Here is an 18480-nt window from a genome sequence, read left to right on the forward strand (position 1 = left end):
TCTACGAGGCTGCGTCGGCCGCAGCCGCGCCCGAGGCGCTACCGTGGGCGTGCTTATGCTGACCCTGAGCGCCGCCCGCCGCGCCCGCTCCGGACGCCGGCGCTTCGGCAGCAGCGCCGCCCGATGCAGGCCGCGCTGCTGCCGCCTTGATACTCGCGCCGTCGCTCAAGCGGTCGGTGCCGTCGGTTACCACGATGTTGCCCGCAGCAAGTCCGGACGTAATGACCGTGTTCTTGCCGTCGCTTGGGCCGAGGGTGACCTTATGCACGGACACGGTATTGTTGGTGTTCACGAGGTAGACATAGTCGCCCGGCGCGCCGGTTTGCACCGCCGGCGTGGGTACCAGCACGGCATTTTGCAAGGTATCGACGAGCAGCTTGACGTTGACGAACTCGCTCGGGAACAGCGCCTCGTCGTCGTTGGGGAACGTTGCCCGCAGGGTTATCGTGCCCGTGCTCGTCGCCATCTGGTTGCTGACCGCGTAGAGCGTGCCGGTGGCGATCTCCTTCGAGTTGTCGCTGCTGTAGGCGGTGACCGGCAGGCTCGCGCCTCCGTTCATGCGCTGCAGCACACTTGCGAGCGAGTCTTGCGGCACCGTGAATTGCACGGTGGTGGGTTTCATTGTGGTGATGACCACGATACCCGGCGACGACGAAGCCGTCACGTAGTTGCCCGGATCGACGAGGCGCAGGCCGACGCGCCCGGAAACCGGCGCGATGATATGGCAATAAGCCAGGTCGAGGTCGAATTGCGCAATGTTGGCCAGGTCGGCCTTCACCGCGGCCTCGTCCTGCTGCACGAGGAACTGCTGGTCGGCAAAGGTCTGCTCGGCAATGGACTTGCGCTCGTTCAACTGCGTGAAGCGGACGAGATCGGCGCGTGCCTGCGCGAGCGAAGCCCGGTCCTTGGCGAGTGTTGCCTCGGCCTGCTGCTTGTCGATCTCATACTGGCGCGGATCGATCTGGGCGAGGAATTGCCCTTTCTGCACGTCCTGGCCTTCGCGATAGCCGACCGACGTCAGGTATCCGCTCAGTTGAGGCAGCACGGTCACGGTGGCGGTGGGCGTCACCGTACCCAGTTCGTTCAGGACTTCCGGCATCGACCCGAGCGTCGCGGTGGAGACGGTCACCACTTGCGGTGCGGCCGCGCGCGGCGGTTTCTTGGCCCGCAGCAAATGCACGACCACGACTCCTATCAGCACCAGCACTGCCAACAACAGCACGAAACGCCAGCGCCTCGGGCGCTTTACCTGCGTGGAACCGGTGTCGCTCATACCACTCATACCTACGCCCTCCGAAAACAAACTCTGCCCTGGATAACCGGGTGGTCCGATAAAGAACCCAGCCCGGCGAGTGCCACATGTCTTTCATTTCCGGCTCAGCCGGAGTTGACGGAAGCTCCGTCATGGTCCGCAAAAAAGCTCGCTGGGTCAGCCGGGCATTCGTGCGGTCTTATTCTCTTGGTCGTCAGCGAAACTCTTGGGCCGAGATCCGGCGACGACGGGGGCGTACTTTTGAATTCGCGTTGTGCCTGCTCTTCAGGTTCCATTCGCCTGTAAGCGGACACGGCGTGGTATCGAAAAGATGGAGCCCCTTGTGATCAAACGAGTGCATACAAGTTCAACGGGTTGGATGCAACGATGCCCAATGAACGAATCAAACCGTACCGCAGTGTAACGAACCGGAGGCAGGTTTTTGAACGATCGTGTGGGGCGAAGCATTCCGAATCGTTACGATAGGAGCGTGAGTAACGTCGTGTAATACGACGGCGTACTTTCTCAAGAAAGTACCGCAAATATCATCGATATGGGGTGCTATCGACTATTGTTAGGTTTATGAAAGTAAATAGAAAGATATAACGCTACTATTACAAATAGCTTGTGCATTCCTAACTAAATGATCGCATGAAGAATATCAACGCCGCCCGTTAATGCGTGAATGCTTCAGGTTGATTCCGGTCGCCGTGGACCCGTCGATGCACGTACAACCAGTTTCGGCGGCGGAGCGAGGACCATCGACGGTTGCACTTCGGGCACTTGAATGAGCTGGATAAGCCGATTAATAGACAACTCCGCAATGGCCGCGGTCTGGATCGCGACGGTCGTCAAAGCGGGATGTACCTGATGCGCGAGCTGGATGTCCGTAATGCCGATCACCGACACGTCATCCGGCACCTTGCGGCCAAGCGTGATCAACGCCTGCGCCGCGCCTATCGCTAACAGATCGTTGGTCGCGAAAATGGCGGTGAGGTGCGGCCGGTTCGCCATCAACTGCATGCAGGCGGCATAACCCGCGTCTATGGAATCGCGGATCTGCAGCACGGCCGCGGCGTCTGCTTCAATCCCGGCCTCGCGCATGGCGGCGCGAAACCCGTTGGAACGAGCATCCTGCAAGCCGCCGCAACCGTCGCCGATCAGCAGGCCGATCTCACGGTGGCCGAGTTCGAGCAGATGCCCGGCGGCCAGCGCGCCCGCCTGGGCAAAATTCACTGCTATGCAGGGCAGGGCGGGCGGCGTCTCGGGATGCTCCCACATGGCCAGCAGGATCGGCGCGCTGTGCATGGCCGACGCGCACAGGTCGTTGATGGCAATGTCCGTGTTCATCACGAGTACGCCATCCGCCAGCGTTCCCGCGATCTGATTCAGATAGGCGCGGCCAATTTCGGCGTCGTCGTCGGTATTGCACACCATCAGGAAGTGGCCTGCCTTGCGGGCCGCGCGCTCGGCCGCGAGCACGAACTCGGGATAGAACGGGTTCGAGATATTGGAGAGCATCAAGGCCAAGGTCGACGAACGGCCTTCGGCCAACGCGCGCGCGTTCAGGTTCGGCCGATAGCCAAGATCAGCAATCGCCTTCAGCACGCGGTCGGCCGTTTCCGGGCGGACTTTTTCGCGATTGCGCAGCACGTTGGACACGGTTGCCGCAGTGACATGCGCGCGCTTCGCAACTTCGGACAGAGTGACCATTTATCTAGTTATCCCACATTCAGGGAATGCGATTCAAATGTTGCAAGCGGTTGGCGACGTTGATAACTTTCTGGAAAACGGAAAACACAACCGAGACACGCATCATGACTTTTTCCATCGTACCTGAATTTAAGCGGTTAAATAACCGCTGCACAAGGCCCTGCCGTCTATTTTTCTCAAAAATTTAAGCGGTTAAATTGGAGAGATGGCATGGCAACGATCCGTCTTGAGAACGTCGAGAAGTCGTACGGTGATCATCCGCCGGTGATCCGGCGTGTGAACCTGGACATCGCGCAGCATGAGTTTTGCGTTTTCCTGGGGCCGTCGGGTTGCGGCAAGTCCACCTTGCTGAGAATGATCGCGGGTCTGGAAGACCTGAGCGAAGGCGAGCTGCATATTGGCGGGCGTCTCGTGAACGATGTTCCTGCTGCGGCGCGCGGCGTCGCGATGGTGTTCCAGAGCTACGCGCTGTTTCCGCACATGACCGTGTTCGACAACATGGCGTTCGGCCTGAAACTCGCGAAGCAGCCCAAGGACGTGATTGAGCGGAAGGTGCGTGAAGCCGCGCGCATCCTGCAACTGGACAGCTACCTCGACCGGTTTCCCAAAGCACTTTCCGGTGGTCAGCGGCAGCGTGTAGCGATTGGCCGGGCCATCGTGCGTGAACCCGGCGTGTTCCTGTTCGATGAACCCCTGTCGAACCTGGACGCCGCACTGCGCGGCCAGACCCGCGTGGAAATCGCCCGGCTGCACCAGCGCTTTGCAGACGCGAGCGTGGTCTATGTCACCCACGATCAGGTCGAGGCGATGACGCTCGCCGACAGGATCGTGCTGTTGCACGCAGGCGCGGACGCGCAGAGGTTCGGCAGCATCGCGCAGACCGGTGCGCCGCTTGATCTGTATCACCATCCGAAGTCGCGCTTCGTGGCGGGTTTCATCGGCTCACCGAGAATGAATTTCATCGATGCCGTGGTCGACTCGATCGGTGCGGGCATGGTGACGGTCACGCTCGCGCAAAGCGGCGAATGCTTAGTTGTCCATGTCGATGCAAAGCAACTGCAGCGCGGCCAGCCGGTCACGCTCGGCGTGCGCCCCGAACATCTGCGGCTCGATGGCAGCGAGCAGTCCATTCAGTGCGTCGCCGTGCTCTCGGAGGAGCTAGGCGAGCACAGCTACATTCACGCGGATCACGCGGGCGGCACGCTTGTCGCGAAGGCGCCTGGCGATACATCGATCGGTCCGGGCGAGCGCATTCGCATTCACGTTCCGGCTTCGGCGTGCCATCTGTTCGACGCGGATGGACTTGCGTTTCGGCGCAGCATGGTCGAGCCTGAACGAGCCGCGGCTTAGAGCACGGGTGCGCGAGCGCACAGAAGCATGGATTCAAACCCCAATTCCGCCACAGAGCGGGTACATCGTCTGGCAGTTAATCGCTGTCAGCCAACAAGGTAGTCAAGGAGACAAAGATGATTGCTCATCGCCTTCGCAGTCTGGCTCATGCATCAGTGGCGGCCGCGCTGGTGGCAGGCTTACTCGGCTGCGCCGTGGCCGACGCCGCCACACTGACTGTCAACGTATCGGCGCGCGGTAACCAGCGTTCGACCTGGCAGGACGCGTTCGACAAGTTCAAACAAGCTAACCCCGACGTCGACCTCAAGGTGACCTATGTTACCGAAGAGGCGTACAAGGTCCAGATGGGCGGCTGGCTCGCCACCGATCCGCCCGACGTTGTCTCGTGGCACGACGGTGAGCGCATGGCGTATTACGCAGAACGTGGCCTGCTGGAAGACTTGTCGCCGGACTGGAGCAAGAACGGCTGGTCGCAGCAATACGCGTCGGTGAAGGAAGCGTCCACGTACAAGGGCAAGCAATACGCGGCGCCGCTCGGCTACGACGCTTACGGCTTCTTCTATCGGAAAGATCTGTTCGAGAAGGCGGGCATCAAGGGCGAGCCGAAAACCTGGGATGAATTTCTCGATGCCTGCAAGAAGCTGAAGGCAAGCGGTGTTGCGCCGATCGCCGTTGCCGCGCGCGATAGCTGGACGCTTGCCGCATGGTTCGACTATCTCGACCTGCGCATCAATGGCAACGCGTTTCATCAGCAATTGATGGCAGGCGAAATTCCGTACACCGATCCGCGCGTTAAAAAGGTCTATGCCGCGTGGAAAACGCTGATCGACGACCATTACTTCATCGATAATGCGTTGTCCTACGATCTCGATTCCATCGCGCCTTTTCTCGCGAACGGCAAGGCTTCAATGATGCTGATGGGCACGTTCTTCTCGGCGAGCATTCCGGCTTCCATTCGTCCGCAAACGGGCTTCTTCCGTTTCCCGGTGATCGACGCGAACGTCCCGACGGCCGAAGACGGGCCAGTCAATGTCCTGCTGATTCCGGCGAAGGCAAAAAACAAGGCTGATGCCCACAGGCTGCTGGCCTTCATGGAGCAGCCACAGATCAACGCCGATCTCGCCAAGGGCTGGGGGCAACTGCCGTCGAACAGTCAGGCTGCTGAACCTGAAGACGAAATTTCGAAGGTCGGTTTCCAGACGCTCGCGAATACGAAGGGCGGCATTGCGCAGTTCTACGATCGCGACATGACGAAGGAAATGGCCGACGAAGGGATGAAGGCGATGCAGCAGTTCTATAGCGATCCGTCGCAACTCGACGCCGTGCTCGCTCGCCTTGAAGCGACCCGCAAGCGCATCTACAAGAAATAAGCCCGGCGGCGCCAGCGGTTGCAGGTTGTATCAACCGCTGGCGCTCGTCAACGATCCCTGACGAGGCCCGATCATGTCTGATTCCGTAGCGCGTCGCATACCTGCGGCTCGGCGCCGGCACGTCTCTACTACACGCCGTCATCAGCACCGCGCCGCGTTTTTCTTCCTGCTGCCGGGCTGTGCGTTGTTTTGCCTGTGCGTGGTGTATCCGATCATCAGCAGCATTTCCCTCAGTTTTTATAACTGGGACGGGATGACGCCGAAGACATTCGCCGGCTTCGATAACTACATCGAACTGTTCCACTCGGACACGTTCTACACGGCGCTCAAGAACAACCTGATCTGGCTCGCGCTGTTCCTGCTTGCGCCGCCGTTCGGTCTGCTGTTCGCGTTGTATCTGAACCAGCATGTTCGTGGCATGCGCATTGTGAAGTCACTGTTCTTCGCGCCGTTCGTGCTGTCAGGCGTGGTGGTGGGTCTCGTGTTCAGCTGGTTTTATGACCCGGGCTTTGGCTTGTTGCGTTTGATTGTCGGCCACGGCATTCCTGTACTTGGCGATCCGCACACGGTGACGCTCGGTATCATCTTCGCCGCGCTGTGGCCGCAGACGCCGTTCTGCATGGTGCTGTACTTGACGGGTCTGACGGCCATCAATCCGGAAGTGGTCGAGGCGGCGCGCATGGAAGGCGCGAAGGGCGTAGCGCTGCTATGGCATGTGATCCTTCCGCAATTGCGGCCCGCTACCTTCATGGCCGTGGTGCTCACTGTGATCGGTGCGCTGCGCAGCTTCGACCTGATTGCCGTGATGAGCGGCGGAGGGCCGTTCGACAGTTCCACCGTGCTCGCCTATTACATGTACGACCAGGCGATCAAGTATTACCGCGAAGGGTATTCCGCGGCGATTGCAGTCGTGCTGTTCGCCATCATGCTCGTCTATATCGTGTTCCATCTGCGCCGCATGCTGCGCGAAGAACGCTGATTCCAGGAGTTACGTGTCATGTATCCGCTTCCTGTCGAACGCTGGAAACCGCTTAACCGCAGGCTGTACAAAGCCTCGTTGCCAATCGCGCTTCTGATATGGCTGCTGCCTATGCTCGCCGTGCTCGTCACGTCCATACGTTCTTCGGAGGAGTTGTCGCAAGGCGATTATTGGGGCTGGCCGAAGCATTTCGCGTTGATTGAAAACTACGGCACGGCGCTTACGCAAACGCCGATGCTGCATTACTTCGCCAATAGCGTGCTGATCACGGTGCCGTCGGTGATCGGTGCGATCGTGCTGGCTTCGATGGCGGGTTTTGCTTTGGCTATCTACAAGTTCCCGGGTAATACCGCCGTGTTGTTCGCGTTCGTCGCCGGCAACTTCGTACCTATCCAGATCCTGATGATTCCGGTACGCGACATGGCGTTGAAAGTAGGGCTGTTCAATACCGTGTGGGCGCTGGTGATTTTTCATGTGTCGTTTCAGACCGGTTTTTGCACGCTGTTCCTGCGTAATTTCATCAAGCAGTTGCCGTTCGAGTTGATCGAGGCGGCGCGCGTGGAGGGGGCGAGCGAATGGACCATCTACCTGCGCATTGTGCTGCCGCTGATCCGGCCTGCGCTCGCCGCGCTTGGCATTCTTGTGTTCACGTTTGTCTGGAACGACTATTTCTGGGCGCTATGCCTTACGCAAGGCGATGAGGCCGCGCCAATCACCGTGGGCGTCGCTGCGCTCAAGGGGCAGTGGACGACTGCGTGGAACCTGGTTGCCGCTGGGTCGGTGCTGGCCGCATTACCGTCGGTGCTGATGTTTTTTGCGATGCAAAAGCATTTCGTTGCTGGGCTGACTTTTGGGGCTAGTAAGGGGTGAGTTGAGCTTGTGATCGCTGACGCTTAGGGGGTTACGGAATTGGTTCGGCGGCGCTTGGTGGTCGATTGTTGGTTAGTGGTTGGGGGTGATGCTGAGGTGTCAGGTTCTGGGGTTGGTCGGGGTCTATGCTGGGGTGGTCGGTTCTGGGGTTCGCGGTCGGGGTCAGTGCTGGGTTGGTGCTTTCGGCGTTAGTGGTCTGCAAGAGTTGGATTTTCTCTTTATCACTATTAGCCACTGTGCGTGGCGGCACGTCATTTCTTTGTCCAAAGCGACAAAGAAACGAAGCAAAGAAAGCGCTTTAACCGCTCTACCCTAAGTGTCCACAGCGTGCAGTTTTCATTCATAGGTGCCCCAAAAGCACGGTGCTCGCCAGAACCACGGATGTTTGAACCCCTCCTTCTCGCGAATCCTGACACGAACACGCTTCGCCCCGTACGCTCTCGGGCAAGCACGTGTGGCGAAGGGACCGGTACGGCCTCACGCGTTCTGCATGCTTCGTTTTTTTGTGGGTTGGCTGCTTGATCGATTCCCCTTATTTCGTAGGTCACAGCTTGATCCGTAACAGCTCGACGTGACGCGTATTTATTGCCTCAGTCTTTGGTGAGTTGGCTACGCGGCCTGCACCGCTATTTTCGTCGGTTACGGCCTTACGCATTGTTGGGGCCTTGTTACTTGGCGGGTTGGCTACGAGGTTCGGCGTGCAGACAAATTTGGAGGGAGGTTGTCCGCGGATAGCGCGGGGTGCTCCTTGGGCAGGTTCAATCACTGGTGGCGAAGCGTGTGGGTATCGGTGTTCGGAGAAGGAGGGGTTCACACATCGGTGGCTCTGGCGAGCACCGTGCTTTTGGGGCACCTATGAATCAAAACTGCACGCTGTGGACACTTAGGGTAGCGTGGTTGAAAGCGCTTTCTTTGCTTCGTTTCTTTGTCGCTTTGGACAAAGAAATGACGTGCCGCCACGCACAGTGGCTAATAGTGATAAAGAGAAAATCCGACTCTCGCAGACCACTAACACTGAAAGCAGCAACCCGGCATAGACCCCGACCACTAACCCCAGAACCTAGCAACCCGGCACTGACCCCGACCACTAACCCCAGAACCGACCACCCCGGCATCAACCCCGACCACTAACCCCAGAACCGCCCACCCCGCCCACCCCAACATAACCCCCAACCACCAACACCGCCCCTCCAACTCAAGTGCGAACGAAAACCAATTTCTCATCAACCTCTTAACGAGACCTTCCATGCAACTTGGTGTGTGTTATTACCCGGAACAATGGCCCCGTTCAATGTGGGCCGACGATGCAACACGTATGGCCGAACTCGGCATCACGCATGTGCGGATTGCGGAATTCGCATGGAGCCGGATGGAGCCGCGCGCCGGAGAATTCGCGTGGGCGTGGCTCGACGAAGCCATCGAGACTCTAGCGGCTGCAGGGCTGAAACTCGTGCTGGGTACACCGACCGCATCACCGCCCAAGTGGCTGATCGACGCGCATCCAGAGGTGTTGCCAGTGCGTGCGGATGGCGTGCGCTGGAACTTCGGCTCGCGTCGTCACTACGATATTTCCAGCGAGATATATCGGCGTGAGTGCGTGCGTTTTGTCACCGCAATGGCCGAGCGCTATGGGCGGCATCCCTCCATTATCGCCTGGCAGACCGATAACGAACTCGGATGTCACGACACAGTACCCAGCTATTCCCCCGCCGCACTGAAGCGCTTTCACGCGTGGTTGAAGCTTCGCTACGAGAGCGTGAATGCGCTCAACGAAGCGTGGGGCAATGTGTTCTGGAGCATGGAGTATCCGTCGTTCGATGCAATCGGTTTGCCGAACCTGACGCCGACCGATGCCAATCCAATCCATCTGCTCGACTTCCGTCGCTTCATGTCCGACGAGGTAGCGAGTTTTCATCGCGAGCAGATCGAGGTGCTGCGGCAGCACGCGCCCAATGCCGATTTGCTGCATAACTTCATGGGCTTTTTCACGACCTTCGATCATTACCGTTTCGCTGAAGACAACGCGATCGACGTGGCTGCATGGGATAGCTATCCGATCGCACGCACTGAGTCGATCGCGCTGCCTGAAGAGCAGAAAGCGCGTTACGCACGGACCGCGCATCCCGATGTCTCCGCGTTCGACCACGACCGTTATCGGGCGATAGGCGGTGGACGATTCTGGGTGATGGAGCAGCAGGCGGGACCGGTGAACTGGGCGTCGTGGAATCCGGTGCCGGCCAAAGGTATGGTCAGGCTGTGGGCTTATGAGGCGTTCGCGCACGGCGCGGAACTGGTGTCGTATTTCCGTTGGCGTCAGTGCCCGTTTGCGCAGGAACAGATGCATTCGGGACTCAACCTGCCGAATAACGAACTGTCGCCGGGCGGTCTCGAAGTGCAGCAGGCGGCCCGCGAAATTGCGGCATCGGCGGCACTGTCGGAACTCGGCGCACCGACGCGTGCGAGCACCGCGATTGTGTTCGACTATGAGACGCAATGGATGTTCGAGATTCAGCGTCACGGCAAAACTTTCGACTACCAGATGTTGGTGTTCGACTACTACGAGGCACTGCGTGAACTCGGCCTGGACGTCGATATTGTTTCAAGTAAGGCTGATCTATCGCCATACCGGTTGGTGGTCGTTCCAAGCATTGCTGTAATCGACGAAACGCTCGTCGGACAGATAGAGAAGAGTTCTGCGCAATGGATATTCGGTCCGAGGAGCGGTTCGAAGACAGCCGAATTCACGATTCCTTCCGGCTTGCCACCCGGCGCGTTGCAAAAAGTATTGCCGATGCAGGTGCTGGAAGTCGAGACGCTGCGCCCGACGCTCACGCCCGCACTTTCTTTCGGTGATACACACGGTGTTGCAACGCATTGGCGCGAGCATGTTCGCGCCAACGGCGACACGCGTGTCGATGCGCAGTTCGACGACACATGGCCGACCGTGCTGAGTCACGGAAGGGTCCGATATGTGGCGGCGTGGCTGTCGCATGAATTGCATCGCGCGGTGCTGGAGCGGGTGGCGAAAGAGGCCGGCATTAAGACTCAACTGCTGGCCGACGGCTTGCGCGTTCGTCGCCGAGGCGATCTGACTTTCGCGTTCAACTTCGGCGAACAGCAAGTGCAAGCTCCCGCATCGCTCAATGCGACGTTTGTGCTCGGGCAGCGGCAGCTCACAACCGGCGATGTCTGCGCGTGGAAGGACGCGCAGACCAACTAAGCTGGCGATTGACGTGACGTCGCTGAACGCGTTCCGAAAGGGGGGCAGCGCAACGACGTCCGCAGGCCGTCGCGGACGCAACAAATACGCGTCGCGAATCGCGAACTCGTTGAGCAGGTCTTGACGGGTTGGCCGCCGCTTCGAGCGTGACGCGGATCAGTGCATTGACTTCAAGCGGCTCGTCGCCCTTTGGCCGGGTACCCGGGATCGGTGTAGCCCGGTGTCGACGCGTGCCCCGGTGCGACAAGGCCATCGACAAGCGTTTCGTCCTCGGGGCGGAGTGCAACTTCAGTGCTTCGCCGTAGCTGTCCCATTGCGCTTCGGTAAGCGCATGCGCCCGATTCGGTGTCGGATGGAAATGGACGAACCGGCCTGAGCGAGGGGACTTGCCGACTCGGGTTACTCCGCATCCAGCCAGGAATCGAGACCCACGCGGAACGCGACGGCCGCAATCACCGGAACGGTCAGCATCATGACTATCCCGAAGTTCTCGATCATGTCGCCGTACATGATCGGTTTGTATAGAACAATGCCCGAGACAATAACGAAGGAGACAAAACCGACTAGCACCATCAGGCTGCTGCGGAGCGCATTCGACGGTTGCCAGCGCCGCCGCTTTCGCGGGGCGGCGCTGATCCGCTCCGGGTTCGACGGAGTATCGGGTTCAGATTTCTGTTTATTTTCTGGCATGGCGCAGCGAGGTGAGGGGCGGCCGAATGCGCAAAAAGACGCGTTGCATTCGGGATTTTCAATTGAAACCTGTCATGGCGGCAGATAATACCAATCGTAAGAAAGCGATGAGCTTGCCGACACGGAATGATTGTGTCACAGGCAGCGTGCCATGAGCAGAACGCCTCGGGCTCGTGCTGGCAGAACGCGATTGTTTACTATCGACCGGCGCTTTCATTCTCCATTGAAACACCGGCTTCTCTCCGATCCCGATTACTCGCAGCGTCAGCTCAACGTTCTTCATGTTGCGCGCCTTGGCCGGATCTTTCGCGCCGGCACGGCCGTGCGCTGCCCGGTGACGGCGAACAGTTGCCGGTGGGGCCCTCCGTACGCCGGATCGCCTGCAGGCGTGGATGCTCTCTTGTTGAGCCCTTTCGTCGGCCTTCCAGTCGTTGTTGGAACGTAAGCCAGACGCGGTGACCACTGCGTAGCATGTCCGACGCGGTGGCCATGACAACAGGCGTGCGCTGCAGCGGGCCGGATGAGCGAGCTCTCGATAAACATCGCGGAAAAGGCACTAAAATGACTGCCGGCGCTAACATTTTCCAGTGTGAGCGAAAGTTGATGCGATCCAGCCAATCAGAACTTTGATATTCAGTTCGTCAGCATGAATTCTTTCATAGAGACAAACGTGAATTCGTTGCTTGCAGGCAGATGCCTTTGCGGCGCAGTCCACTATGCAGTGAAGGACGAGTTCGTCTATGCGTTGAACTGCCACTGTTCGAACTGCAGGCGCGCAACCGGTTCAGCGTTCAAGTCATTCGCGGGGATCGAGCGTAACAAGTTAGGCATAACGCAAGGGCAAGCCGACCTGTTGATTTTCGGTGACGAGAACGCGGCTCACGATGTCCATTGCAAGATCTGCGGAAGCCTTATGTTTTCGGTGGTTCGTGAGGGCGAGTTCGTTCACGTCACTTTAGGAACGCTCAGCGACACTCCGGCTATTCGCCCAAGCGCACACATTTTTGTGGGGTCCAAGGCGCCGTGGTATTCCATAACCGACCAATTACCGCAGTACGATGAATTCGGCTAATACGGCGTACGGTGCGGGTTCATGCGGCGCGAGTGCACGCTGCGAACGCGTGCACGCTCTTCATGTCGATGATTGAAGCCGCTCAGTGCGATTGCGCGATGCGTTGGAGGCACCGGGCTTAGAGTTACGTGAGTTACGTTGAAGGCTTTGGCGTGCGTCCTGTATGCCGCGCGCCGGCCTAAGCCAGAACCGCTTCCTTCGTAACAATCTTGCGGGGAATCAGCTTCAGTTCGTAGAAGGTATCGGCGATCCGTTGCTGTTCGGCAAGCACATTGTCATCTATCGGTTTGTACACGTGAGCATAGTGGCGCAAGCCTGACTCTATGATCGCGGCATCGAGGCCCTGAATGGGCGCAAGCTGAGCCGCGGCGGCGGGGAAATTCTGCTTCACCCATTGTCCTTCCTTGCCCAGTTCTTCCAGAGCGATTGCAATCACATCCTTGCGCTTTTGTGCGAACTCGCGCTGACTTAAAAAGAACTGGTGATGGCTGGCTACGCCTTGTGCGTCTGCAATGAGACGCGCGTTGCTTTGTCCTTCCACGGCGGCAAGAAACGGATCCCAGATGGCCCAGGCGTCAACCGCGTGCTGTTCCAGCGCAGCGCGGGCGTCGGCCGGCGCCAGATAGACAGGCTGGATATCCGGAAAGTCGAGACCGTTCTTGCGCAGCAGCGCAACGATGAACCAGTGGACGTCCGAGCCCTTGTTGAACGCGATCTTTTTGCCCTTGAGATCAGCGACGCTTTTGATCGGAGAGTCTTGCACGACGACTACCCCTTCGGCGTGCGGCGTGGGAAGCTCGTACGCGGTATAGACAAAATCCGCGCCCGCAGCCTGGGCAAATACCGGCGGCGCCTCTCCAACATAGCTGAAGTCGATCGCCCCTACATTCAACCCTTCAAGCAATTGCGGACCCGCGGGAAACTCGTTCCAGGACACCTTGACACCAAGCGGCGCGAGTCGTTTCTCGAGCGCGCCATGCGCTTTCAGGAGCACCAGCGTACTGGCCGCCTTTTGGTAACCGATTCTGAACTGGTCTGGCTGGTATGTGGCCCACGAAGGCAGTGCAACGCCTGCCATGGTTGCGCCAAGCGCAGCGATAAAAGTCCTGCGTCCTCGTTGTTTCGAGTTATTCATTGCCAAGCGTCCCGTAGTGGTCGCTCATCGAGGCGGCGCACGGCTAAGGCGAGGAGCGATGTGCGATACGCACGTTGTGTCGTATCGCATGCTTCACACAGACGCAGCGGCGGGATTCGCCGAAATGAGCCAAGTCAGATTTCGCGCAACGATAGAACGCAGCGCCGGCAACCACAACGATGCAATTGAAATATGCATATGGCCCTTTTGATCGCGCTAGTTCCTCGGCCATTCCCGGGCAGCGGCGCTACCGGTTATCGATCCGCGCCACTTTGTGAATTTCAAATGAAATTAAATTATTTCTGCTTTTTGCGCCTTGCTCTCATAGTCTTGGCAGGCAGTGTGTTTTGCCACAATCATCATGAGAATGCCCTGCGCTACCGACCCGGGGTTAATCCGCCAGTGCCCCGCGGCTTTCCGTCTTGCAAGGCGGCATCCCAGGCTGCCGGGCGTTGCTTTGAAGCAAACTTGGTCTGGAGCGCTGTCCGATGTCCCACGTATCGCCGTCTCCCGAGAGCCTGTCGCGGACATCACTTTGGGTGGTTGGCATTGCCATTTTTCTGGTTTGCGTCGAGGCAAGCTGGAAGACTCAATCGACAAGAGAGACCAGTTTTGCCGCTGCACGCCACGTCGTTATTTCGAATGACGCCAGAGCACCTGACTACGCGGTTTATCGGGCTGCCGATGACCGCACTGTTTCCTTCAGTCTCAAGGCCGGGGACGATTGCACCTATATAGACGACGCCGACAGCGTAAGCCAGGATGGCAACACCGGCAGTGTGCTCGTGCCGGTATTTTGTCCGGCTCGCGGGGCTGGATGGACATCGCTGAGCCTCTTGACGCATAGCGAACCCGGACCGGCGCGCTGATGGGGCGCTTGCGTATATCTGCCCAAAATGCCGGTCGATATCCACCATAGCAGTCGTTCTTTGCCTTTGCCGAATGTGCCCTGGTGCCCACGATTTTCCGTTTTGCGTGGCGACGTACTTTCACCGCTTTGAGAGCCACCCATGAAGCGCATCCCCTGGTTGAGCGTTGGCGCGGTAGTGGCCGTCGCGGTTGCGGTCACGCTGATCGGTGTCAAAAATGTCCAGGGCGACGTCGATCGCCAGATACTGAATGTTTCGTACGATCCGACCCGCGAGCTATACGTTCGACTCGATCAGCAGTTCGTCGCCAACTATCAGCGTGAAAATGGCGTTCGCCTGCAGGTGAAACAATCGCATGGAGGCTCTTCGCGGCAAGCGCGTTCTGTCATTGACGGTCAACAAGACGCGGACGTGGTGACGCTAGGTCTGTTTACCGATATAGACGCTCTTCGCAAGCGCGGCCTGATTGCCGATGGTTGGCAAGACCGCCTGCCGCATCATTCCCAGCCCTACTACTCGACCATTGTTTTCGTGGTTCGTCGCGGCAATCCGAGAGGCATTCATGATTGGCCCGATCTGGTGAAACCCGGCGTCGAGGTAATTACACCGGACCCGCGAACGTCAGGCAACGGGAAGCTCAGTGCGCTGGCTGCGTGGGGCGCCACGACGACGCGGGGCGGTTCCGATGCTGCCGCCCAAGCCTATCTCGCGGCCCTGTACCGCCACACCACGCGCCTCGACAGCGGTGCTCGCGGCGCGGCGACGACCTTCGTTGTCGAGAAGGTGGGGGACGTTCAACTTACCTGGGAAAACGAAGCAATACGCGAGCTTGCCGACACGCCGGGCGAACTCGAGATTGTCTACCCGCCGGTCAGCATTCTTGCCGAGCCCTACGTTGCGTGGGTTGACCGGAACGTCGCCCGGCACCACAGCGAGCGCTACGCACGAGCCTATCTCGACTACCTCTTCACTGATTCTGCGCAGGAGATCGTGGCGCAAGCGGGGTATCGGCCCTTCAACGCGGCGATTGCCGGCAAATACGCTAACCGGTTAAGGCCTATCAAGCTTTTCAATGTGACCGACATAGCTAAAAGTTGGGACGACGCCAATCACAAGTTCTTCGATGAGAACGGGATCCTCGATATGGTTATCGGCCCTGCCGGCACGTCGGCTGACGAAAACGCCGCCGTCGCAATCCAGAAGGGTGGGGCATGAAACTCAGCATGAAACTGATAAGTCAATTCAACTACACAACGCAAAAGGGTCGCCGTGATCTGGTGGCAGGCCTGACAGTTGCCGCTATATCCTTGCCGCAAGGCATGGCGTATGCGCTGATTGCCGGCGTCGATCCGCGTTTTGGCTTGTACTCTGCCGTGGTAGTGACGCTTGTTGCGTCAATCTTCGGATCGTCGTCGCACCTGATCAATGGACCGACCAGCGCCATTTCCCTCGTGGTATTCAGCGCGCTCGCGTTCCTGGATCCGAATGCAAGCGCTGACATCTACGAAGCCATGTTCCTGCTCGGCGTGATGGTCGGCATTATTCAAATAGCGATAGCGGTGTTCCGTCTAGGCGACCTCACGCGGTACATTTCCGAATCCGTGATCCTGGGTTTCATGGCGGGCGCGGCCGTGCTTCTGGCAGTCGGGCAGATCGGCAATGCGCTTGGCGTGCGTGAGAAAGGGTCTGGCCATCAGCACGTGCTTTACCGCTTGTGGCTGACCGTTGTTCACGGCGATCCAGTGAACCTTAAAGCCCTCGCGATCAGTGCTGTCACCGTTGCTCTTGCACTCTCGCTGCGCCAAGCCGCGCGTCGCTACAAGCTGCCGCAATTCGATATGTTCCTGGTGCTGCTTGTGATGAGCCTTTCTGCTTATGCCCTGGGATGGTCGACGCCAGGGGCAGGAGGCAAGACGGCGATTTCGGTGATCGGTGCGTTGAAGGCCAGCCTGCCCGAGCCGCATATCCCTGAGATCAAGTGGTCCTGGCTTGGGCAGCTCTCGTCGTCGGCGGTTGCAATCGCGTTCCTTGGCTTACTCGAGGCGCTCTCGATTGCCAAATCGATTGCGCATCGGAGCGGTCAGCCGCTGGACTATAACCGCCAGTGCATGGCTGAAGGACTCGCCAACCTGGTGGGCGGCTTTTTCCGGTGTTTGCCGGGCTCGGGTTCCCTTTCGCGTTCTGCCATCAATTACCAGGCGGGTGCAGCCACACGGTTCTCTGGCGTGATCACGGCGGTGATCGTCGCTGCGGCAGTGCTGCTTCTGGCTCCGTTGACACGCTACATTCCCAAGGCGTCCCTGGCGGGTCTTTTGCTTGTTACGGCGTTCCGGCTGATTGACTTCGAACGGATCCGCTATGCACTTCGAGCGTCTCGTTACGACGCGGGGCTTGTGTTGATTACGGCATTGTCGGCGCTTGTGATTGGCGTCGAGTTCGCCATTCTCGTTGGTGTAGCTGTGTCCATTGTGCTGTTCGTGCCGCGCGCGGCCAAATTGAAAGCGACTGAATTGTTCGTTAGTCCGGAGCGGGTGGTGCGAGAACGATTGCCGGGCGACCCGGAATGTACGTCTGTCGCGGTGTATGACCTGGAAGGCGAGTTGTTCTTCGGCGCTGCACTGGAGCTGGATCGTCACTTCGAAACGATCAATGCGCAAGTCGAGGCTCGCGGGATCCATCACGTCGTCCTGCGGCTCAAGCGGGTGCGTAATCCAGACGTGGTATGTATAGAAAAGCTAGAGCATTTTCTGCGCGAAAGTCAAAACAACGGCCGGATTATTTTGCTTGCGGGACTGCGCCCTGAGCTGTTGGCAGCGCTCGTCAACCTGAAGTTCTCCGAATGGTATCCGCCGGAGCGTTTCTTCCCTGAAGAGGACGAGCGCTATTCGGCGACGCTGCGTGCAGTGCGTTACGCATACAGCCTGATTGCCGATGCGAATACGTGTGCCCATTGCGCGCAGCATGGCGTAGAGCAGACTCCCGTACAAGAGGATGATCGCCTGTATTACCTGGTCTGAATCGTATCGGAGATGAGATATCTCTCCCACCTAAAGGCGGCACGAGCTGGCGCTGTACGATCGTCATGGGTCTTAGCCGTCGCACTGCTTGAGTCAGGGTCGCTCGCCATATTTGCTATCACGAATATGTCATTTGACATCCTTACTCGTGGCACGAAGAATGGGCTTCATGTTGCGACGCACCACGCTCGCATCATGTTTCGAATTAGCCGCCAGTGCCCGTCAGTGTCTGTCTACCCAGGAGCATAGAGATGACCCAGTTTTCTCCGGAACAGTTCGCCGTAGTGCAAAAAAGCCATGTCGACACATTCTTCAGCCTGACAAACAAGGTGTTCGAAGGCGTCGAAAAGCTGACCCTCCTGAACTTGCAGGCCGCGAAGTCAATATTTGCGGAAACGCAGGAAACCGCGCAGAAGACGCTGTCCGGGAAAGACCCGCAGGATTTGCTCAAGCTTCAAAACGGCCTGACCCAGCCGGCCACCGAAAAGGCCCAGGCATATAGCCGTCACGTGTATGAGATTCTGACGGGCACTCAGGCTGAATTCCTCAAGGTCGCCGAAGCGCAGCTTGCCGAATACAGCCAGAGCGCGCAGACCTTTATCGACGATCTTACAAAGAACGCGCCGGCCGGCTCGGAAACTGCCGTGGCCTTGCTGAAGTCGACGATCACCGCTGCCAATACCACGTACGACACGGTCCACAAGGCAACGAAGCAGGCCGTCGAAATTGCCGAAAGCAGTTTCGACGCAGCGACGACAGCCGCGTCGAAGGCCGCGAAGGACACCGCCGCGCCCGCGTCGCGAGCCGCCAAGGTCGCCTGACGCGGCAACCCACGGCGTACCGCGCTGTGCCGTACCGACCGGACGTTCGTGCCGGTCGGTTGCGAAGGGCTGACTGCTTGCCATGCTCGTCGCTGTCGGCTGTTTCCGATGAAGCCTGAACG

The 18480-nt window shown here is 58.7% G+C and carries 15 protein-coding genes and 1 pseudogene; 10 read left to right on the top strand and 6 right to left on the bottom strand.

All coding sequences use genetic code 11. From position 1 onward, the window contains the following. Position 1: 1 nt before the first annotated feature. Both ACSQ8V_RS34945 and ACSQ8V_RS34950 read right to left on the bottom strand, forming a co-directional pair. Positions 2 to 1273, bottom strand: coding sequence for an efflux RND transporter periplasmic adaptor subunit (locus ACSQ8V_RS34945; RefSeq protein ID WP_436209252.1), 1272 nt, complete (start codon positions 1271 to 1273; stop codon positions 2 to 4). 669 nt (positions 1274 to 1942) lie between these two features. Further along, positions 1943 to 2965, bottom strand: coding sequence for a LacI family DNA-binding transcriptional regulator (locus ACSQ8V_RS34950; RefSeq protein WP_436208870.1), 1023 nt, complete (start codon positions 2963 to 2965; stop codon positions 1943 to 1945). 210 nt (positions 2966 to 3175) lie between these two features. Here ACSQ8V_RS34950 and ACSQ8V_RS34955 point away from each other — a divergent pair, with 210 nt between their 5' ends. The 5 genes from ACSQ8V_RS34955 (at position 3176) to ACSQ8V_RS34975 (ending at position 10754) form a co-directional block, all read left to right on the top strand. Further along, a complete protein-coding gene (locus ACSQ8V_RS34955) occupies positions 3176 to 4315 on the top strand; it encodes an ABC transporter ATP-binding protein (RefSeq protein WP_436208871.1) in 1140 nt (379 codons plus the stop codon). Positions 4316 to 4431: 116 nt separating this feature from the next. Further along, positions 4432 to 5685, top strand: a complete 1254-nt coding sequence (locus tag ACSQ8V_RS34960) for an ABC transporter substrate-binding protein (protein ID WP_213762794.1) — start codon at positions 4432 to 4434, stop codon at positions 5683 to 5685. Positions 5686 to 5758: 73 nt separating this feature from the next. After that, a complete protein-coding gene (locus tag ACSQ8V_RS34965) occupies positions 5759 to 6664 on the top strand; it encodes a carbohydrate ABC transporter permease (RefSeq protein ID WP_436208872.1) in 906 nt (301 codons plus the stop codon). A gap of 18 nt (positions 6665 to 6682) precedes the next feature. Then, entirely contained in the window at positions 6683 to 7534 is an 852-nt protein-coding gene (locus ACSQ8V_RS34970; protein WP_436208873.1) for a carbohydrate ABC transporter permease, read from the top strand. A gap of 1246 nt (positions 7535 to 8780) precedes the next feature. After that, on the top strand, positions 8781 to 10754 hold the full coding sequence (locus ACSQ8V_RS34975; RefSeq protein ID WP_436208874.1) for a beta-galactosidase: 1974 nt from the start codon (positions 8781 to 8783) through the stop codon (positions 10752 to 10754). Positions 10755 to 10924: 170 nt separating this feature from the next. Here the strand turns inward: ACSQ8V_RS34975 and ACSQ8V_RS34980 are convergent. The 3 genes and pseudogenes from ACSQ8V_RS34980 to ACSQ8V_RS34990 all read right to left on the bottom strand — a co-directional run. After that, positions 10925 to 11079: pseudogene (locus tag ACSQ8V_RS34980) on the bottom strand (aldo/keto reductase); the annotation flags it as partial. A 74-nt stretch (positions 11080 to 11153) separates the two neighbouring features. After that, entirely contained in the window at positions 11154 to 11444 is a 291-nt protein-coding gene (locus ACSQ8V_RS34985; protein ID WP_255631210.1) for a hypothetical protein, read from the bottom strand. Between the two features lie 58 nt (positions 11445 to 11502). Beyond that, on the bottom strand, positions 11503 to 11727 hold the full coding sequence (locus ACSQ8V_RS34990) for a hypothetical protein (protein ID WP_436186275.1): 225 nt from the start codon (positions 11725 to 11727) through the stop codon (positions 11503 to 11505). A 363-nt stretch (positions 11728 to 12090) separates the two neighbouring features. Between ACSQ8V_RS34990 and ACSQ8V_RS34995 the strand changes: the two genes are divergently transcribed. Continuing rightward, the gene (locus ACSQ8V_RS34995; RefSeq protein WP_213762789.1) at positions 12091 to 12516 is read left to right on the top strand and encodes a GFA family protein; all 426 of its coding nucleotides are present in this window, start codon (positions 12091 to 12093) and stop codon (positions 12514 to 12516) included. 178 nt (positions 12517 to 12694) lie between these two features. Here the strand turns inward: ACSQ8V_RS34995 and ACSQ8V_RS35000 are convergent, their stop codons facing one another. Continuing rightward, positions 12695 to 13651: a sulfonate ABC transporter substrate-binding protein gene (locus tag ACSQ8V_RS35000; RefSeq protein WP_436208875.1), complete on the bottom strand. Its 957-nt coding sequence runs from the start codon at positions 13649 to 13651 to the stop codon at positions 12695 to 12697. Between the two features lie 488 nt (positions 13652 to 14139). Here ACSQ8V_RS35000 and ACSQ8V_RS35005 point away from each other — a divergent pair, with 488 nt between their 5' ends. The 4 genes from ACSQ8V_RS35005 (at position 14140) to ACSQ8V_RS35020 (ending at position 18358) form a co-directional block, all read left to right on the top strand. After that, on the top strand, positions 14140 to 14520 hold the full coding sequence (locus ACSQ8V_RS35005; protein WP_213762787.1) for a hypothetical protein: 381 nt from the start codon (positions 14140 to 14142) through the stop codon (positions 14518 to 14520). 141 nt (positions 14521 to 14661) lie between these two features. Further along, the gene (locus ACSQ8V_RS35010; RefSeq protein ID WP_436208876.1) at positions 14662 to 15735 is read left to right on the top strand and encodes a sulfate ABC transporter substrate-binding protein; all 1074 of its coding nucleotides are present in this window, start codon (positions 14662 to 14664) and stop codon (positions 15733 to 15735) included. Between the two features lie 8 nt (positions 15736 to 15743). Further along, positions 15744 to 17537 carry a SulP family inorganic anion transporter gene (locus tag ACSQ8V_RS35015; RefSeq protein WP_436208877.1) on the top strand — a complete coding sequence of 598 codons (1794 nt, stop codon included), beginning with the start codon at positions 15744 to 15746 and terminating at the stop codon, positions 17535 to 17537. A gap of 251 nt (positions 17538 to 17788) precedes the next feature. Next, positions 17789 to 18358, top strand: coding sequence for a phasin family protein (locus ACSQ8V_RS35020; protein ID WP_436208878.1), 570 nt, complete (start codon positions 17789 to 17791; stop codon positions 18356 to 18358). Positions 18359 to 18480: the final 122 nt, after the last annotated feature.

The sequence above is a fragment of the Caballeronia sp. LjRoot31 genome (assembly GCF_964253885.1).
GTDB lineage: Bacteria > Pseudomonadota > Gammaproteobacteria > Burkholderiales > Burkholderiaceae > Caballeronia.